Here is a 26,160-nt window from a genome sequence, read left to right on the forward strand (position 1 = left end):
GAGTTGTTAAGCTAAAAGCTTGATAATCAAATATAAGTATTGGATTTGAATCGACATTACACGAAATCCTTAAAAAAACTGGGGGTTTTGTGCAATAATATTTCAGGACTTATGGGTGGTATCTATGGGCTGGGATCTTTATCGCCAAAGTATATTGATTGCTGTTGCAAAGATTGCCCAGCGCAGTAGGGATTGTTTGGGTAAGTTTTGGGACGCTTGCAGCGCGAAACCTCGTTTCGCTCGCTATGGCAATCAAAGCACAATGGGGTGTTGTCATTCCATTTGCTGCACGTGCAGAGTGGCCTGCAAGTAGTTTCTTTTTTGGCGCAGGTCGTGCTGTTTTTCAAAGGACATGTGTGCAAGCCCTCCGAAATTTCCCCTGCTCTCCAAGCCATGGGCGACCTTTAGGATATCGGTAAAACGCCCCTCCAGCGTGAACCGATAGGTCCTTGTGGTGGTATTGCCTTCGCGGACCACATGGGGTGCCTTAAAGTCCATGATCTTTACCGCATGTTGTCCGCCCTGCTGGTTCAGAAAGCGCAACAGTTCGTTCTGCACATTGGTGGACCCCAGGTTCAGTGCTTCGAATTGGGCGTCCAGTTGCAATTCTTTGTTTCGTAGGTCGGCAAGTTTTTCCGGGATGTCCCGGGCCAGTTCGTGTTGTTCGGCCTCCCTTAGATATTGCCATCGGAGTGCCAAGGTCTTTTTGATGGCCAGTTGATAGCACACCAAAAGGCCAAGGACAAAACCACCGATCATTAGTTTATTTCGTTTGTCCAATCGCATCACAATATATTTTTAAACTGAAGTTGTCCACGGTCTTCGATAGATATTCATAGCGTTCGATTTCCAAATCCTTTACCCAGTCCATGGATTCCAACTGTTCCGTCCATGCTGCAAAGGCTTCCTTGTCGTTGGTCTGCCCGGAGATGACCAATACGTCGGCATCGGTGCTGATGGGCTTGTCCGGTTGTACGGGTCGGGTCAGGGGCTGATAGGCCAAGGCGTCCAAGAGGATGCTTTCGGGCAGTCCCGCCCCGATCTTGTCCAAATATGGTGTGGTATGGGTGTTGGAGGAGCCCAAAAGGGCCTGTAGCTTTTTTTCCTTGCCGGAGACCCGTTCCCGGATGCGTTCCAAGAGCTCCGTCTGCTGGTCCGGGTCAATTGGCCCATCGCCGGCAATGGTCTTGGAACGGTAATGGGAGAACACCAAAAAGTTCACCAGCAACAGGGCCAAAAGAAAGCCCAGCCCCCATTGGAGGCCTTTTTGAAAGAACCGGCGGTTCTTGAAGCCGTTGTGCAGTTCCCCATTGACCTCCTTCAGGTTGGATGGGGCCTCCATGCCTTGGATATGGCCCAAAAGCTGGGAAAAGGACAAAAGGTGCCTTGAGGGCATCTGCAAACCCCGGACGTCGATTTGTTCGGAAACCAAAGGTTCTCCCAAAGAAAGTGTCCAACGTAAATCTTCCTCTTCCCGTATGCTGAAATTGGATCCGCGTATGGGCGGTTGCATAAAACCAAGGGATGGCGACAGTCCGGCCACCCCGATCGATACACCTGCAGGAACAAAGCCCAGTTTCTTGAGTTCCGCAAGATGTTCCTTCACCACGGACCGTTTGGTTATGGAGACCAATTTGATCTTGGGGTTGTCAATGACCTGATAATTGAACTGCTGCAGGTCCAAATTGGGAAACGCTTTTTTTACCCATTGCTCGGCCAGTGCCGGCCGGTCCCCGTCCAATTGCTTGTTGAGTACACGGCCGGTGTTGATCTGGAGGAAGAGGGGCTTTTTGGCGTCGATATGGGTTGCGATGTCTTCAAGGGCCGTGGATGACCATGCTCCGGACAGTTCCAGTTCACCTTGCTTGCGTTGCAGTTTCAACAGCGCATAATGGAAGGTGCCCGCGACCTCAAAGATTTCCAATCCTTGATATTCAGTGGTACTTATGTGTTGGGTGATGTTGCTGAACATGGTCAATAAATTACCGTGGGCTTGATCAGGATGGTCAGTTTTTGTTTGGTATCCTCGCGCTTGCGCTGACTGAATAGCCATTTGATCACCGGAATCCTGGCCAAAAAGGGAACACCGCTCCCGGAATCGTTCTTGATCTTTTCCTCCAGTCCCCCCAAGATGGCCAGGTCCTGGTTCTGCATGCGTATGATGGAACTGAATTCCCGGGAGGTCAACCCCGGTGGTGCGTCCTCTTCAATGCGGTCGCCACTAAAATCGGACTGGATCACGTTGATGTTCAAAGTGACCTGTCCATCCCCGGATACCAAGGGCTTGATACTTACGCCCAATTCGGCATCGATGGGTGCATAGTTCCGGATCTCCGAGGTCGTGGGGACCTGGGAACCAAAGAAATTTTGGTTGGTGACCACATAATAGGTGGTCTCCCCTATGGACAGATGCGCCCGGTGGCCATTGAGGGTAGAGAGTTTGGGCGTTGACCGTATTTTGATGTTTCCGTTCTCCTCCAAGGCCTTGATGGTGGCAAAGAATTCCGGGACCACTTTCCCGATGTTGAAAGATCCAAACCCATCGAAGCCACCGATCACCTTGTTGACCGTTTTGGCCCCTAGGGTCAGATCTGCACTTGGAAAGAGTTTGCCCTGGGTCTCCACAGGTTGGTCGCCAATGCCCCAGCTGATGCCCGTTTCCACTAGGGAAGATTTTCGGACCTCGATGATCATGACCTCGATCAATACCACAGGGACGGGTTTGTCAATTTCATTGATAAAGCTTTTAAAGCGCTCGATATTGGCAGATGGGCCGCTGACCAAGAAACTGTTGAGCTCAAAATCCACCTTGATGTCGAGTTCCGATTTGATCTCATCCGGAACGATATTGACCAGGGCATCCGCGGTATCCTGATAGTTTCCGAAACCGTTGGAACCACTGGTGCTGATATTGTGGGTGTTCCCAAAGTTGTTCTGTCCGCCGTTCAGGCCTTGGTTTTGACCATTGCCAAAATAGTTGATGCTGCCCGAACTGGTACGCCCGGCCGTTCGATTGCCTCCCGAATAGGAGGTAGGGTCGCTCAAAAGCTCCACTGAGCGGTGCATCATCTGAACGATCTCCACTTTCCGCACGCTGAGCTGGTCGGCGGTACCGAAGAAATAGATATTGTTCTCTTTTTTAAAAGTGAAGCGTGTCGGGTCGGGGGCGTTTCCGGTGTCGACCGTATTGACCTGATTACGGTTACGGGTACGGCCATTGGGAACGGGCTCTTCCTCCACGGGAGAAGCCCCTGATTGCCGGCTCTCAAAGATATGGGTCAGCAGGTCGTCAAAAGAGATGTGCTTGGCATTGAAGGTCACCTTGCCCGCCTCTTCCAAAGGGGTCGCCGTATAGACGTCCAACCGGAGGTCTTGGGCCAGTGAGCCCACGATATCGGCAATGGGCGTGGCATTGAAATCCACGTTGAGGATCTGGTTGACCGTATCGAGGATCTCGTAGCGGATACCTGGGCCAAAATGGGGAGCCCCTCGTTCGGTTTGTGCCTCTTTGGCACTGAACAGGTAAAACCCGTCCCTTGATTTGGAGTGGGAGAGCCCATTGAGCTCGGCCAATTTTTCCATGGCGGCATCAAAGGGCACCTGTTTTATATAGATGTTCAAGGGCCGGCTTTTTAGATTGTTGGCATAGAGCAGGTTGTTGCCCGATACTTCCATGATCCTACGGAAGACACGTTCCAAGGGAATTTCCGATACATCAAGGGTAATGGACTTTGAATCAGGGTCGATGTCCACGGTAAAGGTCTTCTCCACGGGCTCGGGCCTTGGAGGGGCATACTTTTTGATGGACAGGATACTGCCCGTAAAATCAATGGTGAGCCCGTATTCCTTGCAGAGAAATACCAAGAGTTCTGAAATGGTCACATTGGAGAAATTGTTGACGATCGTAATATTGGCAATATCGTTGGATACGCTCAGATTGAGGTTGTGCACCTTGGATACCGCGATCAAAAAGTTGGGCAGGGTCACATTGGTCACGTTGACGTCCAGTTTCAAGGTCTCGTTGTAGGCCGGATGGTCCATTGCCAACAGCTCCAATTGGTTTTGGATGCTTTGGATGCGCTCGCTGTCATATTGCGGGTAGGCCCCTTGTAAAGCGAATAACAATAATAGGAAGGCTAGGTATTTTCTCATAGATCAATGGCTTAATAGGGCATGGACTTCTTCCACGGATGTAATGCCTTGACGGACCAGGTCCAGGGCATTGTCCCGTAAACTGGAGATATGGTGTTCGTCCATGTAGGTGTCGATTTCGAGTACATTGTCCTTGATGGCGTTCTCCAGATTCTTTCGTATGGGCAATATCTCATAAAGGGCCTTTCTCCCGTGATATCCGGTATGGTGGCATTCGTTGCAGCCCACTGGTGACCAATGGTGTTCCAAGTCCTTGGGAATGGTAAAACCTAAAGGAAAGGTCTTAGGGTCGATAGGATCTTTTTGTTTGCAATGGTCGCACAGTTGGCGTACCAAGCGTTGCGCCACGCTCATGTTTAGGGTGCTGGCGATCAAGAATGGGGGAATTCCCATATCGATCAAGCGGGATATGGTGGCCCAGGCGGAATTTGTATGGATGGTGGAGAGTACCAAATGTCCGGTCAGTGCGGCCCTAATGGCCATATTGGCCGTTTTGACGTCCCTGATCTCCCCCACCATGATGATATCGGGATCTTGGCGCAGGAAGGTCCGCAGCGCACTGGCAAAGTCCAGCCCGATATTTTCCTTGAGCTGCACCTGGTTGACCCCTTCCAAGGTATATTCGATGGGATCTTCGATGGTCAGTATATTGGTCGCCCCGTCGTTCAATCGTTTCAGTGTGGCATATAGCGTCGTGGTCTTACCCGATCCTGTGGGCCCTGAGATGAGTACGATGCCGTTCGGTTTTTTAATGCCTTCCCGATAGCGCTCCAGTTCCCTTTCGGTCATCCCCAATGCGGTCAGGTCGATACTGCCCGTATCCCGGCTCAGGATCCGGAGCACCAACTTTTCCCCGTGCAGGGTGGGGAGGGAGGAGACCCGGATATCGAATTCCTCGCCATGCGAGCTGACCGTAATCCGTCCGTCCTGGGGCAGGCGTTTTTCCGATATATCCAAGTTGGCCCTGATCTTGATCTTGTTGACCATGGTAGGGTAATCCGCAATGGGGATGCTATAATATTCCAAGAGTTTGCCGTCCAAGCGCAAGCGCACCCGACTCTTGTGCTCATAGGGCTCAAAATGGATGTCACTGCTGCCGATGGTCTTGGCCTCCAGCAGGATCTTTTCCAAAAAATCATTGGTGTACCCGATCTGGGATACATCGGCCTGCTTACCCTGTCGGTAATTGGTGGTCAGATACTGTTGGAGCTCTTCCCTGTCGCAGGGTTCCAGTACCACCGGGGTATCCAGTACGATGTTCAGCTCCGAGAGCAGGGCATCCAGGGTCCCGCTATCTGTTTTCAGTACAAGGCCCCTGCCGTTCTTTGATATCGGGACGATGCGATAATGAAAGGCCTGGTCCGCAGAGATGCTCTGTTGTAGTTGGGGCGGTATTTTATAGGGTTGCTGTGACATTCAATAGGCGTATAATGAGGGGGTGCCCGGCATCAGGGACAATAGCGTCATGGCCATCAGGAACAGGCCCATAAGCCCCGCCAAGGGAACCGTTTTTGTTTTTAACAATAGTTTCATCGTGAAAAAGGACACGACTGAAAAAAGGAGGGATCCCACCAAAAGGAATACAAAGGTCATGGTTGGGAATCCAAGGGCAATTATATAGAGCAATAACAGGTCCCCAAGACCAAAACTCACGTTCAAAAAAGTTTTTTTGAAGAGGAACCTGGTGATGGTATAAAGGAGCAATATCACGCAGCTGGTCAGGATAAGGTTGATTAGAATGGTCATTGCATAAAGGGACATACCCACCTGAAGGCCAAAGGTCAGCGCCAGGGAAGTTCCCAATAGGGGGAACAGCACCCAGATGACCTCGCGGTCATGGATATCCTGATAGGCCATGATACCATAGCCGACGACGGATAACAGCTGTAATACCAACATCAGTCCTGGACGATTTGCTTGGGGTTGCCGTTTTCATCGATTTCCCAAACATTGAGGATACCGTCCCCATCAAAATCGGTAATGGCCTCGGCCCTTGCCGTGAATGCCGCATTGTCCGCCGAGAGAATCTCATACCGGTAATTGGCGGTACCGTTCTCCTGTACCGTCCGGGGAGGGACAAAATCGAGTTCGTTCATCTCCAAAGTATATTTACTGTACATATACCGATAAGTCGTCTGTGCATTGTACAGGGCCTTGAGCTGTGTCTGTGCCTCGATGCTTTTTGCCTTGGATATCAAGGGCATCAAATTGGGCAGGGCCAAGAGGAGCAATATACCGATGATGGCCAGAACGATCAGGGTCTCCTGCAGGTTCAAGGCCTTTAGTTTTTTCATGCGTAATGGTAGTGTCATATGTGGTCAAATCGGATTTGATAATAGGGATAACTTTAAAAAAGTAAGAATATTATACATTTTTAATAAAAAAATAGAGTTTTATTTGAAATAATGTAATTCATCGAAAATAATGTAAAACGTTAAAAAAAGTCAAAAAAATAAAATATACTTGCCATGTAATACTTTTTTAAAAGAAAGAAATTACGTATTAAACATTAACCTAACTATTATGAATTATCCAATTTTCCGTTTGCCCAAAAACGGAAACAGTGGCTCGCTTTTGGCCTTAAAAGAGCAAGCTGGAATTATTCTCTCCATCTTTATTGTTGCCTTTTGTTTTCCATGGATCTCGAATGGACAGATTACCGAGGGAACCTACAACTTGATAGACGCCGAGGCCGATACTGTTTTGGTCCAGATAACCGATGGTATGGAATGGAATCTGGCAGATGTCGATAGTCTGAACGTGCAGGCCATAAACTCCTATACCGTGGACCGTGTTGTTTTTAGAGTGAATTTGGTTGGCACCGAAGTACACTCACAGGGTGAGGGTATGGCTCCCTATGCTGCTTTTGGTGACAACAGCGGTGACTATAATAATTGGGGGCCTTTGCAAGCTACCTATACCTTTACTGTTGACCATGAGCTTAATAATGTAGTCCAAGGAACGGATAGCTTTTCCATCACCTTTGTCAATGTCCCAACTGGAAGCGGATCTTCCATATGGTCCGAGTCTGGCACGACAGCTAGTTATGCCGGTAATGTGGCCATCGGGAGGAATTCCGTACCATCAGGTTATGCGTTGGCTGTCGATGGCCATGTCCGTACCCGGGAGGTACGGGTGGATCAGGACACTTGGCCCGATTATGTTTTTAATAAGGATTATAGACTTTTATCACTACAAGAGGTTCAAGAATATATTGGTACACATGGCCATTTGCCCAATATCCCATCAGCAGATGTAGTGACTTCGCAAGGTGTTCAATTGGGGACAATGAATCGGCTCCTCTTGGAAAAGATAGAGGAATTGACCCTCTACATTCTGGAGCAACAACGGCAGATCGATCAACTCCAATCTGATGTAAAGCGATTGAAGTAGCCTTTCCTAAAAATACATTGTTATAAATAGTATAAAATGAAAAAACTAATTTTTCTAGGCATGGCTATGCTCATGTTTGTGCCTCCATTGTTTGCGAATCCTATTGAAAATGAAATAGTTGATCCGTTGGAGTTGCCCTTGTACGGGTTTTCCGGGTGGAACCGTAAACAGCCAATCACCATTCAAGCCAGTCAAGTGTCCGGGTCTTCCGATTTAGTGGATTTTCCGATGTTGATCACCTTGGATCACTTGAATTCTGAGATTGTTGATGGTGGAGCTTATTCTGCATTGAATGGTGGCGGGGATATTAGATTTTCCAGTGATGCTGCCGGGAACAATCCATTGCCCATCGAAGTAGTGGAGTTTGTGACCAGTGCTACTCCGGCGAACAGAAAGTGCCAGATATGGGTCAAGGTACCCAATGTGTCTGCCAGTAGCAACACTACAATTTATATATGGTACAACAAAGCCGGGGAAGTACAACCGGTAGCCAATTCGACATATGGGAGCCAAGAGGTGTGGTCAAATTATCACTTTGTGTCCCATGATGGGTTATATGATAGTGCCTCAAATCAATATCTGACGGTCAACGGTTCGCCGACCACAGGTACCACCCCGTACGGAGGAACCAGCTGGAAAGGCAATGGTACCACGGATTACAACCATATGGCCAGTAGTGGACTCGACATTTCGGGTAACCTAAGTGTTTCCCTCTGGAAAAAGAACACGGCAACGACCTCCAACTTTGGTACCGCCCTTACTGCAAGAAATGGTTCGGGGTGGTTTCTGTTGAGAAGCTATGGAAGCAATGCTGCGCGGACCTGGTTCAGCTCCGAACCTCCGACCGAGACCAATGGAGAGGGAGCAAGGGCGTATCCCTCCGGGGATGCCGTTGGATGGCATTATTTTTCCGTTTCACAAACAACCGTTATAGGTGAGACCGAACTGATGCGGGCCGATGGTCTGGCGACAACCCAATTGCCTACAACCGGGTATTCCTGGTACCGTCCTTCAGTAAGTGATTACATCACCGTGGGAAATACAAGTCCCAACAATTCCAATGAACTCTACGGAGAGCTTGCCGAACTTCGGATTTCGGAGACGGTGATATCCGCAGACTTCTCGGATACCGAATACCATAACCAGAATAGTCCTGCTGCCTTTGCCGTACCAGGGAATCCTGAAAGTGTTTCAAGTAGCAGTGGTGACACACAATCACCAAGTACCCCGACCTTGTCCAGTACTTCAAGTTCTGACATCACAGTGGGCCTTTCTTGGAGCGGAGCTACGGATGATACAGGGGTCACTAATTATAAGGTTTATAAGGATGGTATACTGGAGACCACCTTGGGAAATATCAACTCTTATCAAGTGACTGGTTTGTCCGCATCCACTTCTTATGATTTTACGGTAAGCGCACTGGATGCCGCTGGAAATGAAAGTGCTACCAGCAATGTTATCTCGGTCACTACCAATGCTAGTTCCGGTGGGGGTGGATCAACAACTTCCGTCTGGTCGGAAACCACTGGAACGGCCAGTTATACTGGAAAAGTAGGGGTGGGAACCTCTACGGTGCCCGGGGATTATAAAATGGCCATCGATGGCAAACTGATCAGTGAGGAGATCAAGGTTCAGCTGAGCGGTAATTGGCCCGACTACGTATTCAAAGAGGGATATGACCTGCCGCCCCTAGAAGAGATCCAAAAGTATGTAGCGGAAAAGGGACACTTACCCAATATTCCATCGGCCCAAGAGGTCAAGGACCATGGTGTTGAATTGGGGGAAATGAACCGGTTGTTATTGGAAAAAATCGAGGAGTTGACACTGTATCTCATCGAATTGAAAAGAGAAAACGCAAAGCAACAAGCTGAAATCAATGCTTTAAAGACCAAAAAATGAAGAAGATAATTCTATTAATGGGTGGGCTACTGCCAGTCTTGATATTTGCACAGACCCAAACGACCTTGGTTCCTCCAAGCGCCCGTATTGCTGAATTGGTAACATGGATAGATGCCGAAGAACAAACTGGTACAGATGGTTCTGTGATTACCAATGTGACAGATCAGGCAGGGGTTCTATCCGGTATCACCATTGAAGGATCCGTCCTGTTGAATATTGATGGAAATGGTAAAAAAGAATTCAGTTTTACTGGGTCGGGCAATGCTATCAACCTTGGAAACCCTGCCCTATTGGATTTCATGCCGGGAACCGATGAGTTCACAATCATGGGAATGTCGGGAACAGGTATTCCAACTGCTGGCTTTTTTGTTTGCAAAGGCGTGATTTATAATAATATGCAATATGGTATCAACATCAACAACAATAGCTATTACTGGACCAGTATAGGTAGTAGTTGGGATTATTTTACAACAAGTAATGGTCTTGTCCAAGAGAACCAACATTTTGTCCTTGTAGTATCTCCGACAGAGTCGAAATTATATTTGAACGGCCAACTTATACAAACCAGGGGGAGCGGAAGTGTTGGAACAGATTTGGTGAATGTGGATGTATTGATCGGCGCGCGGCGTGATGTTGAAAGTACAAATACAGGACTAGGTTTTGAATTTGAAACTAACATAAAGAACATTGGGATTTTCAGTAAAGCACTTTCAGCAACTGAAATTCAAAACATCTATAATGAGTTGACCAATCCAGTATCGGACACCCAGGCTCCGACTCCGCCAAACCTTTTAAGCTCCGCACAAACCGATACAACGGTGTCCTTGAGCTGGAATGGGGCAAGCGACAATGTCGCAGTGACCGGATATAAGCTGTTTAAGAACAATGAGCTTGAAGCCACATTGGAGAATGTGGGCAGTTATCAGGTAAGCGGACTTGTGTCCCAAAACTATTATGAGTTTACCGTAAGTGCTTTGGATGCCGCTGGCAATGAGAGCCCGGCCAGCAATATGGTCGCAGTGACCACCGATTCAAGTTCCGGCGGTGGCGAATCTACAGCTACCATATGGTCGGAAAGCGGAGGAACGGCCAACTATACCGGCAATGTGGCCATAGGAACGACTTCGGTTCCCACAGGTTATAGATTGGCCGTTGAAGGACATATCCGCACCCGTGAGATCCGAGTGGACCAAGATGCTTGGCCGGATTATGTGTTCTTAGAGGGTTATGAATTGCCATCCCTTGGGGAAATCAAAAAATACATTGAAGAAAAGGGCCACTTGCCCAATATTCCATCAGCCAATGAAGTAGAGGCCAATGGCATGGAGTTGGGCAGGATGGACCGATTGTTATTGGAGAAAATCGAAGAGCTGACGCTTTTTGCGATACGAATGGAGGAGCAGTACAAACAACAAATGATGATAAATGAAGAATTACGTAGTGAGATTAAAATTCTGAAAAAACAGACAGATGAGAAATTGTAACACCAAGATATTTATCCTATCGCTCTTAGTGGTCGGGATAAGCTATGCCCAGGAAATACATACGCATTCCAATGCGGCAAGTATTGTGAATGAGTCCAATGCCACATCGGGTTGGTCCGTTACTAGCGCTGGATCCATTAGCTCGGTGCAGGATGAATTTATTGACGGGAATTATAGCATGAAGGTTTCTGCAACCTCAGCAGGATGGGCCATTGCATCTTATAGTTTTAATGCGGAAATAGGAGAGGTTTATGATATCAGTATTTATGCTAAAAAAGCAAGTACAAAAACACCTGGTTTCTTTTTATGGGAAGGTTTCAGTGATTTTGTCTCACAAAGTGTGACAAGTACAAACTGGACATTGTATACATTCAGTGTTACAGCTTCCGATACTTCAGCTATTATTAAAGTTTATACTGGAAATACATATCCCGCAGCTGTTGGTGATGCGGTCTACATTGACTCTGTATCGATACAAAAAGCTTCAACGGATACCCAAGCTCCAACGGCCCCATCCCTTACAAGTACGGGACAAACGGCCACTACGGTAGATCTCTCTTGGAGTGGCGCCACGGACAATGTCGGGGTTACCCAATATAAGGTGTACAGGGACGACGTCCTTATGGAAACTTTAGGCAATGTGACCTCCTATCAAATGATGGGCTTGACTGCTTCGACCACCTATAGTTTTGCCGTTAGGGCGTTGGATGCCGCAGGAAATCAAAGTACGGCGAGCAACCTATCCGTAACCACGGATAGTTCAGCGGATACCCAAACTCCAACTGCACCGTCGCTCTTGAGTGGCTCCCATACGGACACCACCATCGACCTTTCATGGTCAGGAGCAACAGATAATGTGGGAGTGACGGGCTATAGGATATACAAGGATGGGTTCTTGGAGGTCTCTCCCGGAAACGTCGGCACCTATCAAGTCACCGGGCTTAGCGCCAACACTGCCTATGATTTTATCGTTACCGCTGTGGATGCGGCAGGAAACGAAAGCGCGAACAGTAACCAGATTTCGGTGACCACGGACGCTTCTACTGGTGGAGGGTCGGTTTCCGTTTGGGATGAAAGTTCAGGTACTGTAAGCTATACTGGAAATGTGGCCATAGGAACGACAACGGTTCCCTCTGGCTACCAACTAGCGGTCGAAGGCCATATCCGGACCCGTGAGATCCGTGTGGACCAAGATGTTTGGCCGGACTATGTTTTTTTGGATGATTATCAATTGATGTCCCTTTCGGAAATCAGAACATACATAGATATAAATGGGCACTTGCCCAATATTCCATCTGCAAAAGAAGTAGAAGCTAATGGATTGGATCTTGGAGAAATGAATAAGCTATTGTTGGAGAAGATTGAGGAGTTGACATTACATATCATAAAACTCAAAGAAGAAGTAAATACCCTAAAAACTAAAAATTGAAACGACCTCAAGAAAATTGAGAGTCAAACCCAAATCTTTTTGAATGAAAATAATAAACCTAATCAAATCCCTTTGTACGGTTCTAATATTCTTGTCCGCTGTTTTGGTCAAATCCCAAGAACTTCATACCCAAAGTAATCCAACCAGTATGACCAATGAATCCAACGCATTAAACGGCTGGACATCTGGAAACATAACTGGAGTTGTTGAATCCAATGAAGTTTTTCATGGCAATTATTCAATCAAGTTTGAGGCGTCCAGTGATGGTTGGAAATATGGTAAGTATCAATTGGCCACGACCCAAGGGGAAACATACCTGATTACCATTTCAGCGATGAGCACAAGTACTGAAAACCCAGAAATCAATATTCGCGGCGATGTTGTGAATCAGAGATATGCGCGGGTTTCGAGTAATTGGCAGACTTTTACCATACCTGTTACAGCATCTGGGCCTACCATCGATATCAATATATATCCCGGCTTACCATCCCTTCAGGGTAATACGGTCTATGTGGATGCGCTATCGATAACCCTTATGTCAGGTACCGATACCCAGGCCCCGACCACACCAACACTTACCTCCACTGCTAACACGGATACTACGGTTAATCTATCGTTTAGCGGTGCTACTGACAATGTTGGTGTCATTGGGCATATGGTTTACAGGGATGGCAGTTATCTTAGCAATACTGATGGTACAGGAGCATTTCTTGTTCCGGGACTTGAGGCCAACACAACCTACAACTTTAAGGCTCGTGCGGTAGATGCGGACGGCAATGAAAGTACTGATAGCAATCAAATTTCGATTACTACCAATAGTGGTCCGGATACACAAGCTCCAACTGCACCCATGTTGTCACTTGTGGCAAAAGGAGAAAACATAATAGACCTTTCTTGGACTGGAGCTACCGATGACATGGGAGTAACAAACTATAAGGTATACCAAGACGGTGCTTTGGAGGCAACATTGGGTAATGTCAGTTCCTATCAAGTATGCGGCCTTACTGCGGCCACCAATTATGATTTTATCGTAACCGCCCTTGACACAGCAGGAAATGAAAGCGCGAACAGTAACCAGATAACGGTGACCACGGACGCTTCTACTGTTGGAGGGTTGGTTTCCGTTTGGGACGAAAGTTCAGGTACTGTAAGCTATACTGGAAATGTGGCCATAGGAACGACCGCGGTTCCCTCTGGCTACCAACTAGTAGTCGAAGGCCATATCCGGACCCGTGAGATCCGTGTGGACCAAGATGTTTGGCCGGACTATGTTTTTTTGGATGATTATGAATTGAAGTCCCTTGCGGAAATCAAAAAATATATTGAAGAAAACGGTCACCTGCCCAATATTCCCTCAGCCAATGAAGTCAAACAAAATGGTTTGGAAGTTGGTGAGATGAACCGATTGCTATTAGAAAAAATAGAGGAGTTGACACTCCACATCATACAACAACAAGAGAACCAACAGAAGTTGGAAAAAAGGATTGTCGAATTGGAAAAAATAAAATACTAGCCAAATGAAATATTTATCTAATCAAGTTAAGGCCAACAAATATGTTTGGTTACTTTTTTTACTTCCTATGTCCCTTTTGGTCAATGGCCAGATAGATACGGAGATAGATTTGAACAAAGTGGTACCTGAAAACCCCAATGTTGCTTCGTTGATGAAAGCGGCATTAACCCCGGTAACGGAATATGCAGGGCTGCCCAATGTCCAGATTCCCATTTACAATGTCGATCAGAAGAGTATTAGGGTTCCCGTTTCAATATCTTATCATACCGGAGGTATCAAGGTCGGAGAGGAATCTGGTAGTGTTGGTCTTGGTTGGGCACTAAATGCTGGTGGAGTAATCAACAGGACTATAAATGGATACCCTGACTTTGATGAGTACCAAGACGCAAATCCGTATTTTGAAAGTACCGAACCGACGCCTGATCCGGTGATCACTACCAATCCAATAAACGGTGCATCCTATTTTGATCTTTCCCAAAATGCATTTATCAGGGCCACTGATAGCTGTGAATTTGATGTCAATGGCGTGCCGTACGATTTTGGGTATAATATTTTACCCGAAGGTGATATACCGGACAGTCTTCCGGATCTATACACATTTAATTTTAATGGGTATTCGGGAAGTTTTGTGATGGAAAAGGATGGTTCTATCTACATGTTGGATAAGAACAGCAATTATATCCAATGGGAGCAAACAGGCACATATGATTATACTTTTGCAATAACTACTGAGGACGGGACCAAGCATTATTTTGAACATTTTGGGAAAACTCAGCCCGATTACCCGCTTACTAAATACCATATATCCACATGGTATTTAACCAAGAGTGTTTCCACTACCCATGATGTGGTGCTGTATGAGTATGAGGTCAATACCAGTTCGGGCTTGAATGAAACCCAATCCTACCCGATAAAGTCCTTTGTTCAGGAGATGTATTATAACCAGGGTCAAGGAGGCCCCACAGGTTTAGTGAATATTGCTGGACCACAAGTTGCCATCGATGATATTTATTTAACCAAAATATCCTATGGGAGGGGTGAGGTCATCAATGGGGAAGTTGTCTTGGGCAATACCGTCACGGGACAGCTAAAATTCAATTATTCCGACACCGGTGGTACGCCAAGACAGGACATTCCCACTGCCTTTTATTTGAGGAATATCCAAGTACTGGATTTTAATTCAAACTTGGTGGAACAACATGATTTTTATTATTCCTATTTCGGAGATCCTGCTGCAACGCCCGGTATGCGCGAAACTGGTGATTATATTAGTGAGCTTAATGGATATAATGCTTCAACGAATCCCCATTTGAATTTGCGATTACGACTGGATTCAATTGCATCCAATGGAAAAACACACGAATTCGATTATCATGATGCCAATATTATACCCAATAAAACATCCATGAGCCAAGATTATTGGGGTTTTTATAATGGTATCCAAAACAATGGCTCTTTTATTGGATTTGGAACCCCTAATTTCAGTGCACTCGGCAATCAATGGAAAGCAGAACGGTATCCAGTCGAAAGTAAAGCCAAGCTATTCAGCTTGAAAAGAATAACCTATCCTACCAAGGGATATACGGTATTTGATTTTGAATCGAACACCTATAATACCTTGTATACAAGCATTCCCACACAAACCGACTCGCCACCGGCCACCGTGCCGAAATCCGATATTTTACAAACCTTTGGAGGTGCCCAAGTAACCAGCAAGGTGATTGAACCTAAAGGCGAAAACACGGTCATAAAAATGAATCTTGCCATCTATTCGACCACGGTGACCGATTTTAGCAACCACCCCTTCGATTTCGCCAGTGACATGTACGTAAAGTATACGGACAACACTTCGGGAGAGTCGTATACCAGATATTTTTATTTAAGTGATGCCATCAGTCAATTTGAAGCCTCTGGAACAGTTTACCAAACTGCCGAAGTCAATATAGGGACGGCTCCTTTGTCCGGTTACACCTTTGAGGTATATTTTAATGATTACGGTGGAATGTACTCTGGAATGGCAAGTGCCGTTGTGGAATGGGATGAACTTGAGGTTGGAGATTCCAATGATGGCGATCCCGGTAAGTTCGCCTTGGGGGGTGGCCTGAGAATCAAGAGTATTACCGATTATGATTTCACCAACCAACCGGTGCGAAAAAGGACCTTTGACTATCACTATAAGGATACCATTGCTGGTAATCCGGTCGAACGATCTTATGGGTTGATCAAGGAAGTCCCCAAAAACCATCTGGGCAGTGCATTACATCCAATAGTGAAATCTACCAATCAAGTGGCGGGAGCAAGCCTTGTGGCGCGTACCTACTCCAATAATGGATATTCGAAGGATTTTGGCAGTTATGTAGGGTACGATCAGGTAACCGTCACCTTCGAGAACAGATATGGAGAGGACAATGGAAAAACAGTGTCCCAGTTTTTTAACTACCAAGATTTTGAGGTGACCGATAATATTGGCATTCCCTTTTTTCCTTCCATGTATCAATTCCCGCAAATACGATTGCCCCATAATGGGATCATGTATCATCAGGCGAACTACAAAAGGAATAATGACAATACCTATACCATGATATCAAGAAATGATATGGACTACATGATCAACAAAGATGTTGATGCTGAAAATTTTGATTATCAGGAAATGTTCAGAACAGCCGACTATCTCTTGACCGCAAAGTATCAATACATCACCGACCTAAGTATTTCCAATCCCTGTCTACATCAAACTTTTCAGTTCCATCCGTTATATGTGAATTTGGTGGAGTTGAGCTCGAAAACGACCACTACATATGACCTAAATGGCGAAAACCCTGTTGTAACGGAGCAAAAATATTTTTATGAGAGCCCTTATCACTTTCAATTGACCAGGAGTGAGAATAAAAAAAGTAATGGGCAGACCATAGTGACCAAGACCCGTTACCCTGATGATTTTGCTACGAGTACCACGCTCTATGATAGTTCGAATATTCCGGGAGGAGGTCTATCGAATTATCCAGCGGTCAATAAGCTTAAATCAATTCAGAGTGATATTTCCTCGGATTTGAACAAAGTCTCGGAACCCATTCAGGTAGAGACCTATGAAAGGGTCGATGGAACAGAAACGTTACTCTCCATTCAACGGAACAACCCCAAGATCGATAATACAGGTTTTGTACTTCCTGATTTTGTGGAGGCTTCGAAAAAAACAATGGCTTTGGAGAGCAGGGTCAATTATCATAGGTATGACGATAATGGCAATCCTATCGAAGTGTCCAAATCAGATGGTGTACATACATGTTATGTCTGGGGTTACAATAGTATTTATCCTATTGCAAAAATTGAAAATGCAACCTATGAAACAGGACACCCGAACACGATTTCAAGTAGTCAGATTACCTTAATTGAAAATGCCATAGCAGCTACCGTTAATGAAACCGACGAAAGTGCTGAAAACATCCTACGATCTGAACTTCAGTTATTACGGGATGGTTTTCCCCAGGCCATGGTGACCACCTATACCTATGACCCGCTCATAGGAGTGACTAGCGTTACTGACCCCAAGGGCTATACGATGTATTATACCTACGATGAATTCAATAGGCTTAACGCAGTGAAAGATGCCGAAGGTAATTTGATTACCGATTATGATTATCAATATAAAACTAACCAATAATGCGAGGCTCCATGAAAACAGTATATCGATTATTTATAGTATTATGCCTTTTTGGGGTGTCCAATTTATCAGCCCAATGTCCTACGCCTTTTGCTGTTAACAATACCGGCTGTTCCGGTTCGACAAAACCAATTTCAGCTCAAAGTTACGGATATCAGAATGTAGATTCCCATAGATGGTATTCTGCTCCTACGGGTGGAACCCTTATAACATCCGGGATTCAACAGGATACTGCTCCTCAATCTGGATATTACATTTCGACGCTCACGAAGACCTTTACCTCAAGTGAAAGCTATTATGTGGCGGCTGTCTGTAACGGTGTTGAAAGCACGACGAGGGTCAAAGTTGATTTTACGATGACCTCTTCTTCCAATTTGATTATTGGGGTTCAGGGTGGTACACAGGAATTTTATTGTCCTGGCGAAACGATTACCCTGACCGCGAGTGGTGGAAGTAACTACAGTTGGAAAAATGGTTCTGGGGTTACCATAGGTAGTGGGTCTACGGTAAATGTTAATAGCACTGATACCTACAGGCTAACCGGTAGCACCGGTTGCAGTACTACGGCAACCAAATATATTACCATAACCTTCAAAGGTACGACTACCCCTACCATTGCAAATAAGACACCGGGTTGTGGCAATGCTACGATAACACGAAATAGTCCTACCGATTCGGATGAAGCTTGGTTTTGGCAGACAAGTGCCAATGATACGGCAACAGGAGCTGCTAATGCAAGTTCTACCTATGTGATCAGTTCAGGTTCCCTATATTTAAGGCCTAGGATAACAGGAACCAACGTGGTCTGTTGGGGGGCAGCGATTCCGGTAAGCTATACGGTGGGAACCGCGCCAGCTATTGCCACGGGATCCAATGTGGAAAGATGTGGTCCGGGAAGTGTAACTTTATCCGCTTCGCCCGGAAGCGGAGGTAATACCATCCGATGGTACACTTCCGTAACTGGAGGGTCTGTAATTGGAACGGGTACTTCACTCACAAGGACCATAAGTTCGACCACGGATTATTACGCAGAAAGTTATAATTCAAGTATTTCCTGTCCGGCGACGAGCAGAAAAAAGATCACCGCCACCGTAAACCCGGTTCCAGAACCGACTATTGGTAGTATACCGGGCGATGTGTGCTACGGGGAAACAGGTGTCATCTCCGTTAGGAGCTATGGCTACGACAATGTTTCTTCCCATAAGTGGTATACCGCCCCTACAGGTGGAAGTGAAATAACATTCGGGGTACAACAGAATACGGCCCCAGCTTCGGGATATTATATTTCTACCCTTACCAAGAGTTTTACCGGTAATGAAACCTTTTATGTGGCAGCAGTATGTGATGGAACGGAAAGTACAAGACGCGAAGTGAGCTTTGTATTAAATACTACACCTGCACTGCAAATAGAGGTGCTCGGGGGAGCCCAAGTATTTTATTGCGTTGGTGAAACGGTCACACTGCAGACCAGCGATGGCAGCAGTGGTGAATGGAGGAATGGTTCGGGCAACCTCATTGGGAACGGAATTTCTGTGAATGTAACAAATACTGATACTTACTCATTGTCTGGAACCTCTACCTGTGGAACCGGGACGGACCAAATAACAATAACGTTTAAAAGTGCGACAACTCCATCAAATCCAAGTTCACAACCCAAGTGCGGGTATGCGACAGTGACCAGAGGAGCACCTCCCTCTGGTGAAAAATGGTATTGGCAGACCGATCCAAATGGTACGCTCACTGGAGCTGTCAATGCGAGTGCAACCTATGATGTAACTTCAGGGGCACTATACTTAAGATCTAAAGTTGATGGTTTAGACTGTTGGGGTAGTGCAAGAACAGTAAACTATACTGTAGGTTCTCCTCCTGGGATAGCCTCAGGATCCAATGTGGAAAGATGTGGTCCGGGAAGTGTAACTTTATCCGCTTCGCCCGGAAGCGGAGGTAATACCATCCGATGGTACACTTCCGTAACTGGAGGGTCCGTAATTGGAACGGGTACTTCACTCACAAGGACCATAAGTTCGACCACGGATTATTACGCAGAAAGTTATAATTCAAGTATTTCCTGTCCGGCGACGAGCAGAATAAAGATCACCGCCACCGTAAACCCGGTTCCAGAACCGACTATTGGTAGTATACCGGGCGATGTGTGCTACGGGGAAACAGGTGTCATCTCCGTTAGGAGCTATGGCTACGACAATGTTTCTTCCCACAAGTGGTATACCGCCCCTACAGGTGGAAGTGAAATAACATTCGGGGTACAACAGAATACAGCGCCAGCTTCGGGATATTATATATCCACCCTTACCAAGACCTTTACGGGAAATGAAACCTTTTATGTGGCAGCGGTCTGTAATGGAACGGAAAGTACAAGACGCGAAGTGAGCTTTGTATTAAATACTACACCTGCACTGCAAATAGAGGTGCTCGGGGGAGCCCAAGTATTTTATTGCGCTGGTGAAACGGTCACACTGCAGACCAGCGATGGCAGCAGTGGTGAATGGAGGAATGGTTCGGGCAACCTCATTGGGAACGGAGTTTCCGTAACCGTAACCACTTCGGACACGTATTCCTTGACGGGAACATCCACCTGCGGTAATGGTACGGACCAAATAGAAATTACTTTTAAGGATTTCGAACCACCAACCGTCATGAGTAATGTGCCTGAATGTGGCCAAGCTAGAATAATCAAAGGTGACCCTTTGGATACCAATTATGAAGAATGGTATTGGCAGACGGAACCCAATGGCGTGGAAACGGCCCCATGGAACACCAACGATACCTTGACCATTAGTTCCGGTCCCTTGTATCTCAGGTCAAGGTTATCGGGACCAGGGGGGGTTGAATGTTGGGGGCCACCATTAACGGTATCCTATGATATGCTGGACCAGCCAGCACCACCAACTAATCCGTATCAGTCTTATTGTACGGAGGGAACGGTCACATTCTATGCCCATTTTCGTCCAGACGTTGTAGTTAAATGGTATGATGCCCCAACAGGTGGTACATTGGTTGGGGAAGGCACTCAAAGCCTTGTGGTCAATAATATTGTTGGGGATGCTACATACTATGCGGAAAGCTACGATCAAAACTCGCTATGTGTTTCCGAAACACGAACTCCCTATGATATTATATATGGCAGTGGGCAGCCAAGCAATGTCTTTGGATCCAATGTCAAATTTTGTGAAGCTTCTGCCGTAATCTTGGAAGTTTATTTGCCCAATAATGCCGATGAGGTAAGGTGGTACAATAATATTGGGGATGAAACACCAATTGCCACTGGCTTAACCTATACCACACCTGTTATATCCCAAACCACGACCTATTATGTGGAAGGTATTAATACGTCAACGGGCTGCGTAAGTTTAACTAGACGATCCATTCAAGCCATATTGACGGCCCCAAGAGTTTGGTATCTGGATCAGGATGGAGATGGATTCGGGGATAGCAATAACCCAAGTTCACCATTATGTGAGGCCCCGGCAAACTATGTGGCCAACAGCGATGATACCTGTCCGGATTATTATGATCCAAGCAACGACTGTGATCTTAATGCGGGTAATTTAATCGGTGATAATTATGTCTATTCACGTTCTTATCAAAAAAGTGCTCAAGAAATGTTGGTGGAAGAAGGTATCGATCAGCAGACTTTTGATTTTTTCACCGCTTCAGAAAGTGTAATTCAGGACATCACCTATTTTGACGGTCTAGGCAGGAACATTCAATCCATTGGATTGGAGCAAAGTCCTTTGGTGAATGGAGTCAAGAAAGACATTGTGACCCATGTGGAATATGACGATTTTGGAAGAATGGAAAAAGAATGGATGCCCTTTGCTTCTGACAATGGCAATTTTGGAGAAATAAAGGGGGCGGCGAAACAGTCGACCTTGGACTATTACGATGTTTCCAAGTACGGAAATACCTTAAATCCATACAGTCAAAAGGAAATGGAGTTTTCTCCCCAAAACAGGGTAGTAAAACAAGCGGCAGCTGGAAATGACTGGGCCTTGGGTCAAGGACACGAAATAGAATTTGATTATGGGTCAAACCTTATTGGCGACGAAGTGCGACAGTTTGATATAGACCTTACCGAAAATACCATCAATGGAGTAGTAACCTATAATCCTCAGTTAATCGAGGAAAGTCCAAACCTATTGTACTTGTCTGGGGAACTCTATAAAAGCGTTACCAAAGATGAAAACCATGATGGGTCGTCCAGTAAACTTCACACTACAGAAGAATTTAAGGACAAGCAGGGTAGGGTAGTGCTCAAGCGTACCTATGCCTTGGTCGGTGCTGTGGAAGAGCCGCATGACACCTATTATGTGTATGATGTCTTTGGAAACCTGACATATGTATTGCCACCACTGATGGATGCCACGACCTCCACCTTGACAGATATCATCAATGATTTGGACGACCTTGGTTACCAATATGTTTATGACCATCGCAATCGGTTGGTGGAAAAGAGTATTCCCGGAAAGGGTTGGGAACATATTGTTTACAATAAGCTCGATCAACCAGTAATGACCCAAGATTCCATTATGCGGGCCAACAACCAATGGCTCTTTACCAAGTACGATACCTTTGGAAGGGTGGCATACACTGGAATGGCAGATCTTTCAGAAACGAGAGAGCAGGCCCAGTCGAACGTATACAGTGCTTCTGCCCAGGATGAAGAACCTGAAAACGGATTTTACACAATGGATACCTATCCCTCGTTGATGACAACGGTACATGAAGGTTATACGGTCAATTATTATGACAACTATGATTTTGACCTGAACGGATTTGTAATACCGGCAACAGTCATGGGTCAGACAGTATCCCAAAACGTTAAGGGACTTCCGACCGCTACCACCACACGGGTGTTGGTAGACGGTCCCGAGCAATGGATTTTAAGCCTGACGCTATATGATGAAAAGGGAAGGGCTATTTTACAGGCGACCATGAACGAATATCTTGGGACCACGGACATAGTGGAGACCGAATTAGACTTTGCTGGCAAACCCATAAAGGTACGAAGCGAGCATACGCGCAATGGGAACACCGTGGTGACTATAGATAATTATGAATACGATCATGTGGGCAGATTGCTCAAACAGACCCAATGTATTGGTGATGGTACCTTGGGCTACAGCTGTGATGAATCCACGGTCGCTACGGATATTCTATTGGATGCAGCCAATATTACAAGTAGTACAACGGCGACCAATAGTATTACGGTGGCGCCACCGAGTGCTTCGGAATCGGTGACATTGACCGGTACGCTTACCTTAGCGATAGACCCGAATGCTAGTAGTGGAGGTTCCGGCGGAGCCATTTCTAATGAAGAACTCATTGTTTACAACGAATATGATGAGTTGGGCCAGCTACTAGAGAAAAAAGTGGGTGGTGCTCCGGATACGACATACGCCTTGACATCGGGTCTACAAAAAGTGGATTATGCCTATAATGTTAGGGGCTGGCTCAAGAGCATCAACGGGGATAGTGACAACAGTGACAATGATCTGTTCGATTTTGCCATTAGCTATAATGATCCCGTTCATGGTGGAACGCCACTATATAACGGAAACATTTCAGAAACAGAATGGAAGACCAGTAACACCGACGTTTCACTGAAATGGTATCGATATGAATACGATGCACTGAATAGAATAGTAGGAGCCAATAATAATACAGGGTATTTCAATGTAGGTACTTTTGACGGCTCAGGGAATTTGACCGATGCTATATCCTATGACAAGAACGGTAATATCAAGAGTCTTGTTCGTATGGGACATGTAACGGCCAATCCGAGCATTAACAATGTTAATGATTATGGAACCATGGACAATCTGATCTATAGTTATTCGGGCAACCGATTGACCATAGTGGATGATCGTAATACTACGGATCAATATGGATTTAAAGATGATATAGTGGGATCCATAATTGACAATTCGGTCGATTATCAGTACGATGGTAACGGCAACATGATCTCAGATACAAACAAGGGAATCACGGATATTGAATACAACCATATGAATCTTCCTACAAATATTGTGACGGATACAGGGAATATTTCGTATGTTTATGATGCCGCGGGGACAAAATTACAAAAGACCGTGGGAAGTTCTGTGACAAGCTATGCGGGTGGATATGTGTATTCAGGTAGTACCACAACGGAAACTTTACAGTTTTTAAGCCAGCCAAAGGGGTATGCAACACCAAACGGTATGGGAGGTTATGACTATGTGTACCAATACAAGGACCATTTGGGCAACATCAGGTTGAGTTATGCCGATGACCCGAGCAATCCGGGAACGCCCACGATCATCGAGGAGAACAACTACTATCCTTTCGGCCTTAAGCACAAAGGGTACAATGAGGTGGTATCCTCCTACGGGAACAGTGTGGCGCAGAAGTGGAAGTTTGGCGGTAAGGAATATGAGGATGGGCTCAATGAAGCTATAGCCACATACGACTTTGGTGCAAGGAACTATGACCCGGCACTCGGTAGGTGGATGAATATTGATCCGTTGGCGGAGCAGATGCGGAGGCATAGTCCGTATAATTATGCTTTTAATGATCCAATGAGATTTGTCGATCCCGATGGGATGTCGCCAGATGATATTATTATTAAAGGCAATGATAAAGAGAAACAGGCAATCCTTGCTAATCTGCAAGCCCTTACAAATGATGAATTAAGTTTAGATGATAATGGGAAAGTTCAGATTGTTCAAAAGAATTCTGAAAATTGTGATTGCGGTGAATTGTCTGAAGGTACTCAACTTGTAAGTGATTTAGTAAATAGTGATAAGGTAGTAACTATTGAATCTACCGACGGAGGAAACCAAACACAGGCTAAGAGTGGTAATGGTTTAGTTAACAGTGATGGAACACCTGGTTCGGGCAGTGGGAGTGATATTTCATTCAACTTAAATAAAACAGAAGGAGGAATCGATGAAAACGGTAATAAGCAGAGGGCGACTGAAATTGGACTTGCTCATGAGTTAATACACGCTAGAGACTTCACCAAAGGTACTGCTGATTATAACCTAACTAAACCTGCGGTTTTAGACCCGGATAACTTGGAAAAAGGTATAATAGTGGTTCTTCCAAAATATGAACTGAAAACTAGAGTGGGAGAAAACAAAATAAGAAAAGAACATGGGTTACCTGCAAGACAGTTGGAAGGAAAGAAAAAGAAAGGAGTGCATTATGAGTATTATTAGAACTTATTTTATCTCAATACTATCAGTTTTTGTGATTAGTTGCAAGGGGGTTTCACAAGAAGAAAAGCTTTTTAGGTTAGATGATTTATCTTCAAGCACAGTCCTTGAAAATTCTAATTGTGCGGAGATTATTGTGAAAGAGGAATCGGAAAACATAGAAACTCTTTTAAAGAAGTTGAAAAATAATTTCAATCATCGTCTCAAAAGAACAATTTTGATGTTCTATATAGAGGGAGGGGAAGTAATTCACTTTTATTCTATTGGAGTTTTAGTTTCAGAGAATGGAACAACGGATAGAGTTCTATATGATGATGATTTAGCTCAGTCATCAACACAAGACAGGTTCGATTCTGAGGACTTTTACGGTTTCTTGAATACCTTGAATGATGGTAGTATGATAACTTCAAATAAGTTGACCGTCATTGATATAGAAAATGGAAAAATCAAATGTTCTAATTATTTGAACATTGAGAGAACCAAAGGAGACCTACTAAAAGAATTGAAATGGTAAAAGTTTTCAACTAAACTATGGAATCAACAGCAACTCTTTTTGGGTTGCTGTTTTGTTTTTACAGGCTTTATTCCTTTGAGTGTTGTGAGTTGGAAGCGTTTGTTTCTTTTGGGTTTCATAACAAAAAGGGCATGATATTCTTGTCGGAATTTTATACTTTTCTAAAAGTCATATACCAATTTTTAAATTCATCTTTTCTTTCAGGTAACCTTACATTTATATACTTCATAAATGACATTAGAATGAAGTTGTCGACCAATTGAATCACAGTTCCAGTATCCTGAGGTGTTCTTAATTGGATAACAGAAACATCACCTTTACTTTCAGAACTTAACTTTCTAACATGGACATTGGTAGCATGCACATCCTTTGACAATTGACGATAAAATACCTCATAGGAGGCGTGCTTTGATAATATTTTTGAAAGTTGTTCAATATTCTTTGGTCCGTCAAACATTGAGTACCATTGAAAGTTTTTGTTTTTTGTCGCAGTTCTGTGGTATTCCTTTACAATATCTTCATTCTGCTTAAGTCCTAATACGCTTTTAGAGTATTTTGTCGCATTCTCTAAATCATAGCTTTTCGTTAAAGCATCTGCGTTTGGAAGCAAAGCATCTTTCTCTATTTCTTTTTTGAATAACTTGCCAGTTTTGGTTGTTGAATCTAGTTTTTCATATAAATCAAGATCTTTGAAAATGTTCCAAACAATATAGGATAAAGCCCTGTTTTTTGAATCTTCATTCAAAATATACTCCAAGGACATCGTACACTTGTAGACTTCCCTTAGATAGAACTGCTTATTTTTCTAAAACTTCATCAAAGTTATCGTTTTCAATTCCTTGTGCGGTACCGCACAAGGAATTGAGTTCCAGATATTGTTTAGGGGACACATATCCCA

General features: G+C 45.1%; 14 protein-coding genes and 1 pseudogene. 8 read left to right on the top strand and 7 right to left on the bottom strand.

The genetic code is table 11. From position 1 onward, the window contains the following. Positions 1–273 precede the first annotated feature (273 nt). The 6 genes from J4E06_RS07030 to J4E06_RS07055 are packed head-to-tail and all read right to left on the bottom strand — an operon-like array spanning position 274 to position 6,446. Positions 274–786 (bottom strand): hypothetical protein, encoded by a 513-nt coding sequence (locus J4E06_RS07030; RefSeq protein WP_349523323.1) that lies wholly within the window; start codon positions 784–786, stop codon positions 274–276. Continuing rightward, on the bottom strand, positions 764–1,972 hold the full coding sequence (locus tag J4E06_RS07035; RefSeq protein ID WP_349523324.1) for a hypothetical protein: 1,209 nt from the start codon (positions 1,970–1,972) through the stop codon (positions 764–766). Before J4E06_RS07035 ends, J4E06_RS07030 begins: the two co-directional genes overlap by 23 nt. Positions 1,973–1,974: 2 nt before the next feature. Next, positions 1,975–4,152, bottom strand: coding sequence for a type II secretion system protein GspD (locus J4E06_RS07040; protein ID WP_349523325.1), 2,178 nt, complete (start codon positions 4,150–4,152; stop codon positions 1,975–1,977). Positions 4,153–4,155: 3 nt separating this feature from the next. Next, complete coding sequence (locus J4E06_RS07045; RefSeq protein ID WP_349523326.1) at positions 4,156–5,568, bottom strand: GspE/PulE family protein; 1,413 nt, start codon at positions 5,566–5,568, stop codon at positions 4,156–4,158. After that, positions 5,569–6,051, bottom strand: coding sequence for a hypothetical protein (locus J4E06_RS07050; RefSeq protein ID WP_349523327.1), 483 nt, complete (start codon positions 6,049–6,051; stop codon positions 5,569–5,571). Then, entirely contained in the window at positions 6,051–6,446 is a 396-nt protein-coding gene (locus tag J4E06_RS07055) for a hypothetical protein (RefSeq protein WP_349523328.1), read from the bottom strand. Before J4E06_RS07055 ends, J4E06_RS07050 begins: the two co-directional genes overlap by 1 nt. Positions 6,447–6,675: 229 nt before the next feature. On the opposite strand from J4E06_RS07055, the gene J4E06_RS07060 reads away from it, so the two are divergent. From J4E06_RS07060 to J4E06_RS07095, 8 genes are read left to right on the top strand one after another with little or no spacing between them, the layout of a single operon-like run. After that, the gene (locus J4E06_RS07060) at positions 6,676–7,545 is read left to right on the top strand and encodes a hypothetical protein (RefSeq protein ID WP_349523329.1); all 870 of its coding nucleotides are present in this window, start codon (positions 6,676–6,678) and stop codon (positions 7,543–7,545) included. A 36-nt stretch (positions 7,546–7,581) separates the two neighbouring features. Next, positions 7,582–9,444: a DUF2341 domain-containing protein gene (locus J4E06_RS07065; protein ID WP_349523330.1), complete on the top strand. Its 1,863-nt coding sequence runs from the start codon at positions 7,582–7,584 to the stop codon at positions 9,442–9,444. Next, positions 9,441–10,928 (top strand): fibronectin type III domain-containing protein, encoded by a 1,488-nt coding sequence (locus tag J4E06_RS07070; RefSeq protein WP_349523331.1) that lies wholly within the window; start codon positions 9,441–9,443, stop codon positions 10,926–10,928. Before J4E06_RS07065 ends, J4E06_RS07070 begins: the two co-directional genes overlap by 4 nt. Beyond that, complete coding sequence (locus tag J4E06_RS07075) at positions 10,915–12,357, top strand: fibronectin type III domain-containing protein (RefSeq protein ID WP_349523332.1); 1,443 nt, start codon at positions 10,915–10,917, stop codon at positions 12,355–12,357. Before J4E06_RS07070 ends, J4E06_RS07075 begins: the two co-directional genes overlap by 14 nt. Positions 12,358–12,400: 43 nt before the next feature. Continuing rightward, the gene (locus J4E06_RS07080) at positions 12,401–13,870 is read left to right on the top strand and encodes a fibronectin type III domain-containing protein (RefSeq protein WP_349523333.1); all 1,470 of its coding nucleotides are present in this window, start codon (positions 12,401–12,403) and stop codon (positions 13,868–13,870) included. A gap of 4 nt (positions 13,871–13,874) precedes the next feature. Next, positions 13,875–17,531 carry an RHS repeat protein gene (locus J4E06_RS07085; protein WP_349523334.1) on the top strand — a complete coding sequence of 1,219 codons (3,657 nt, stop codon included), beginning with the start codon at positions 13,875–13,877 and terminating at the stop codon, positions 17,529–17,531. Between the two features lie 11 nt (positions 17,532–17,542). Next, entirely contained in the window at positions 17,543–24,751 is a 7,209-nt protein-coding gene (locus J4E06_RS07090) for an Ig-like domain-containing protein (RefSeq protein WP_349523335.1), read from the top strand. Continuing rightward, positions 24,738–25,262, top strand: a complete 525-nt coding sequence (locus J4E06_RS07095) for a hypothetical protein (protein WP_349523336.1) — start codon at positions 24,738–24,740, stop codon at positions 25,260–25,262. The genes J4E06_RS07090 and J4E06_RS07095 overlap by 14 nt, the downstream gene beginning before the upstream one ends. Positions 25,263–25,413: 151 nt before the next feature. Here the strand turns inward: J4E06_RS07095 and J4E06_RS07100 are convergent. Further along, a pseudogene (locus J4E06_RS07100) lies at positions 25,414–26,037 on the bottom strand (DUF5677 domain-containing protein); the annotation flags it as partial. Positions 26,038–26,160 lie beyond the last annotated feature (123 nt).

The sequence above is a fragment of the Allomuricauda sp. NFXS6 genome, assembly GCF_040148835.1.
GTDB lineage: Bacteria > Bacteroidota > Bacteroidia > Flavobacteriales > Flavobacteriaceae > Flagellimonas.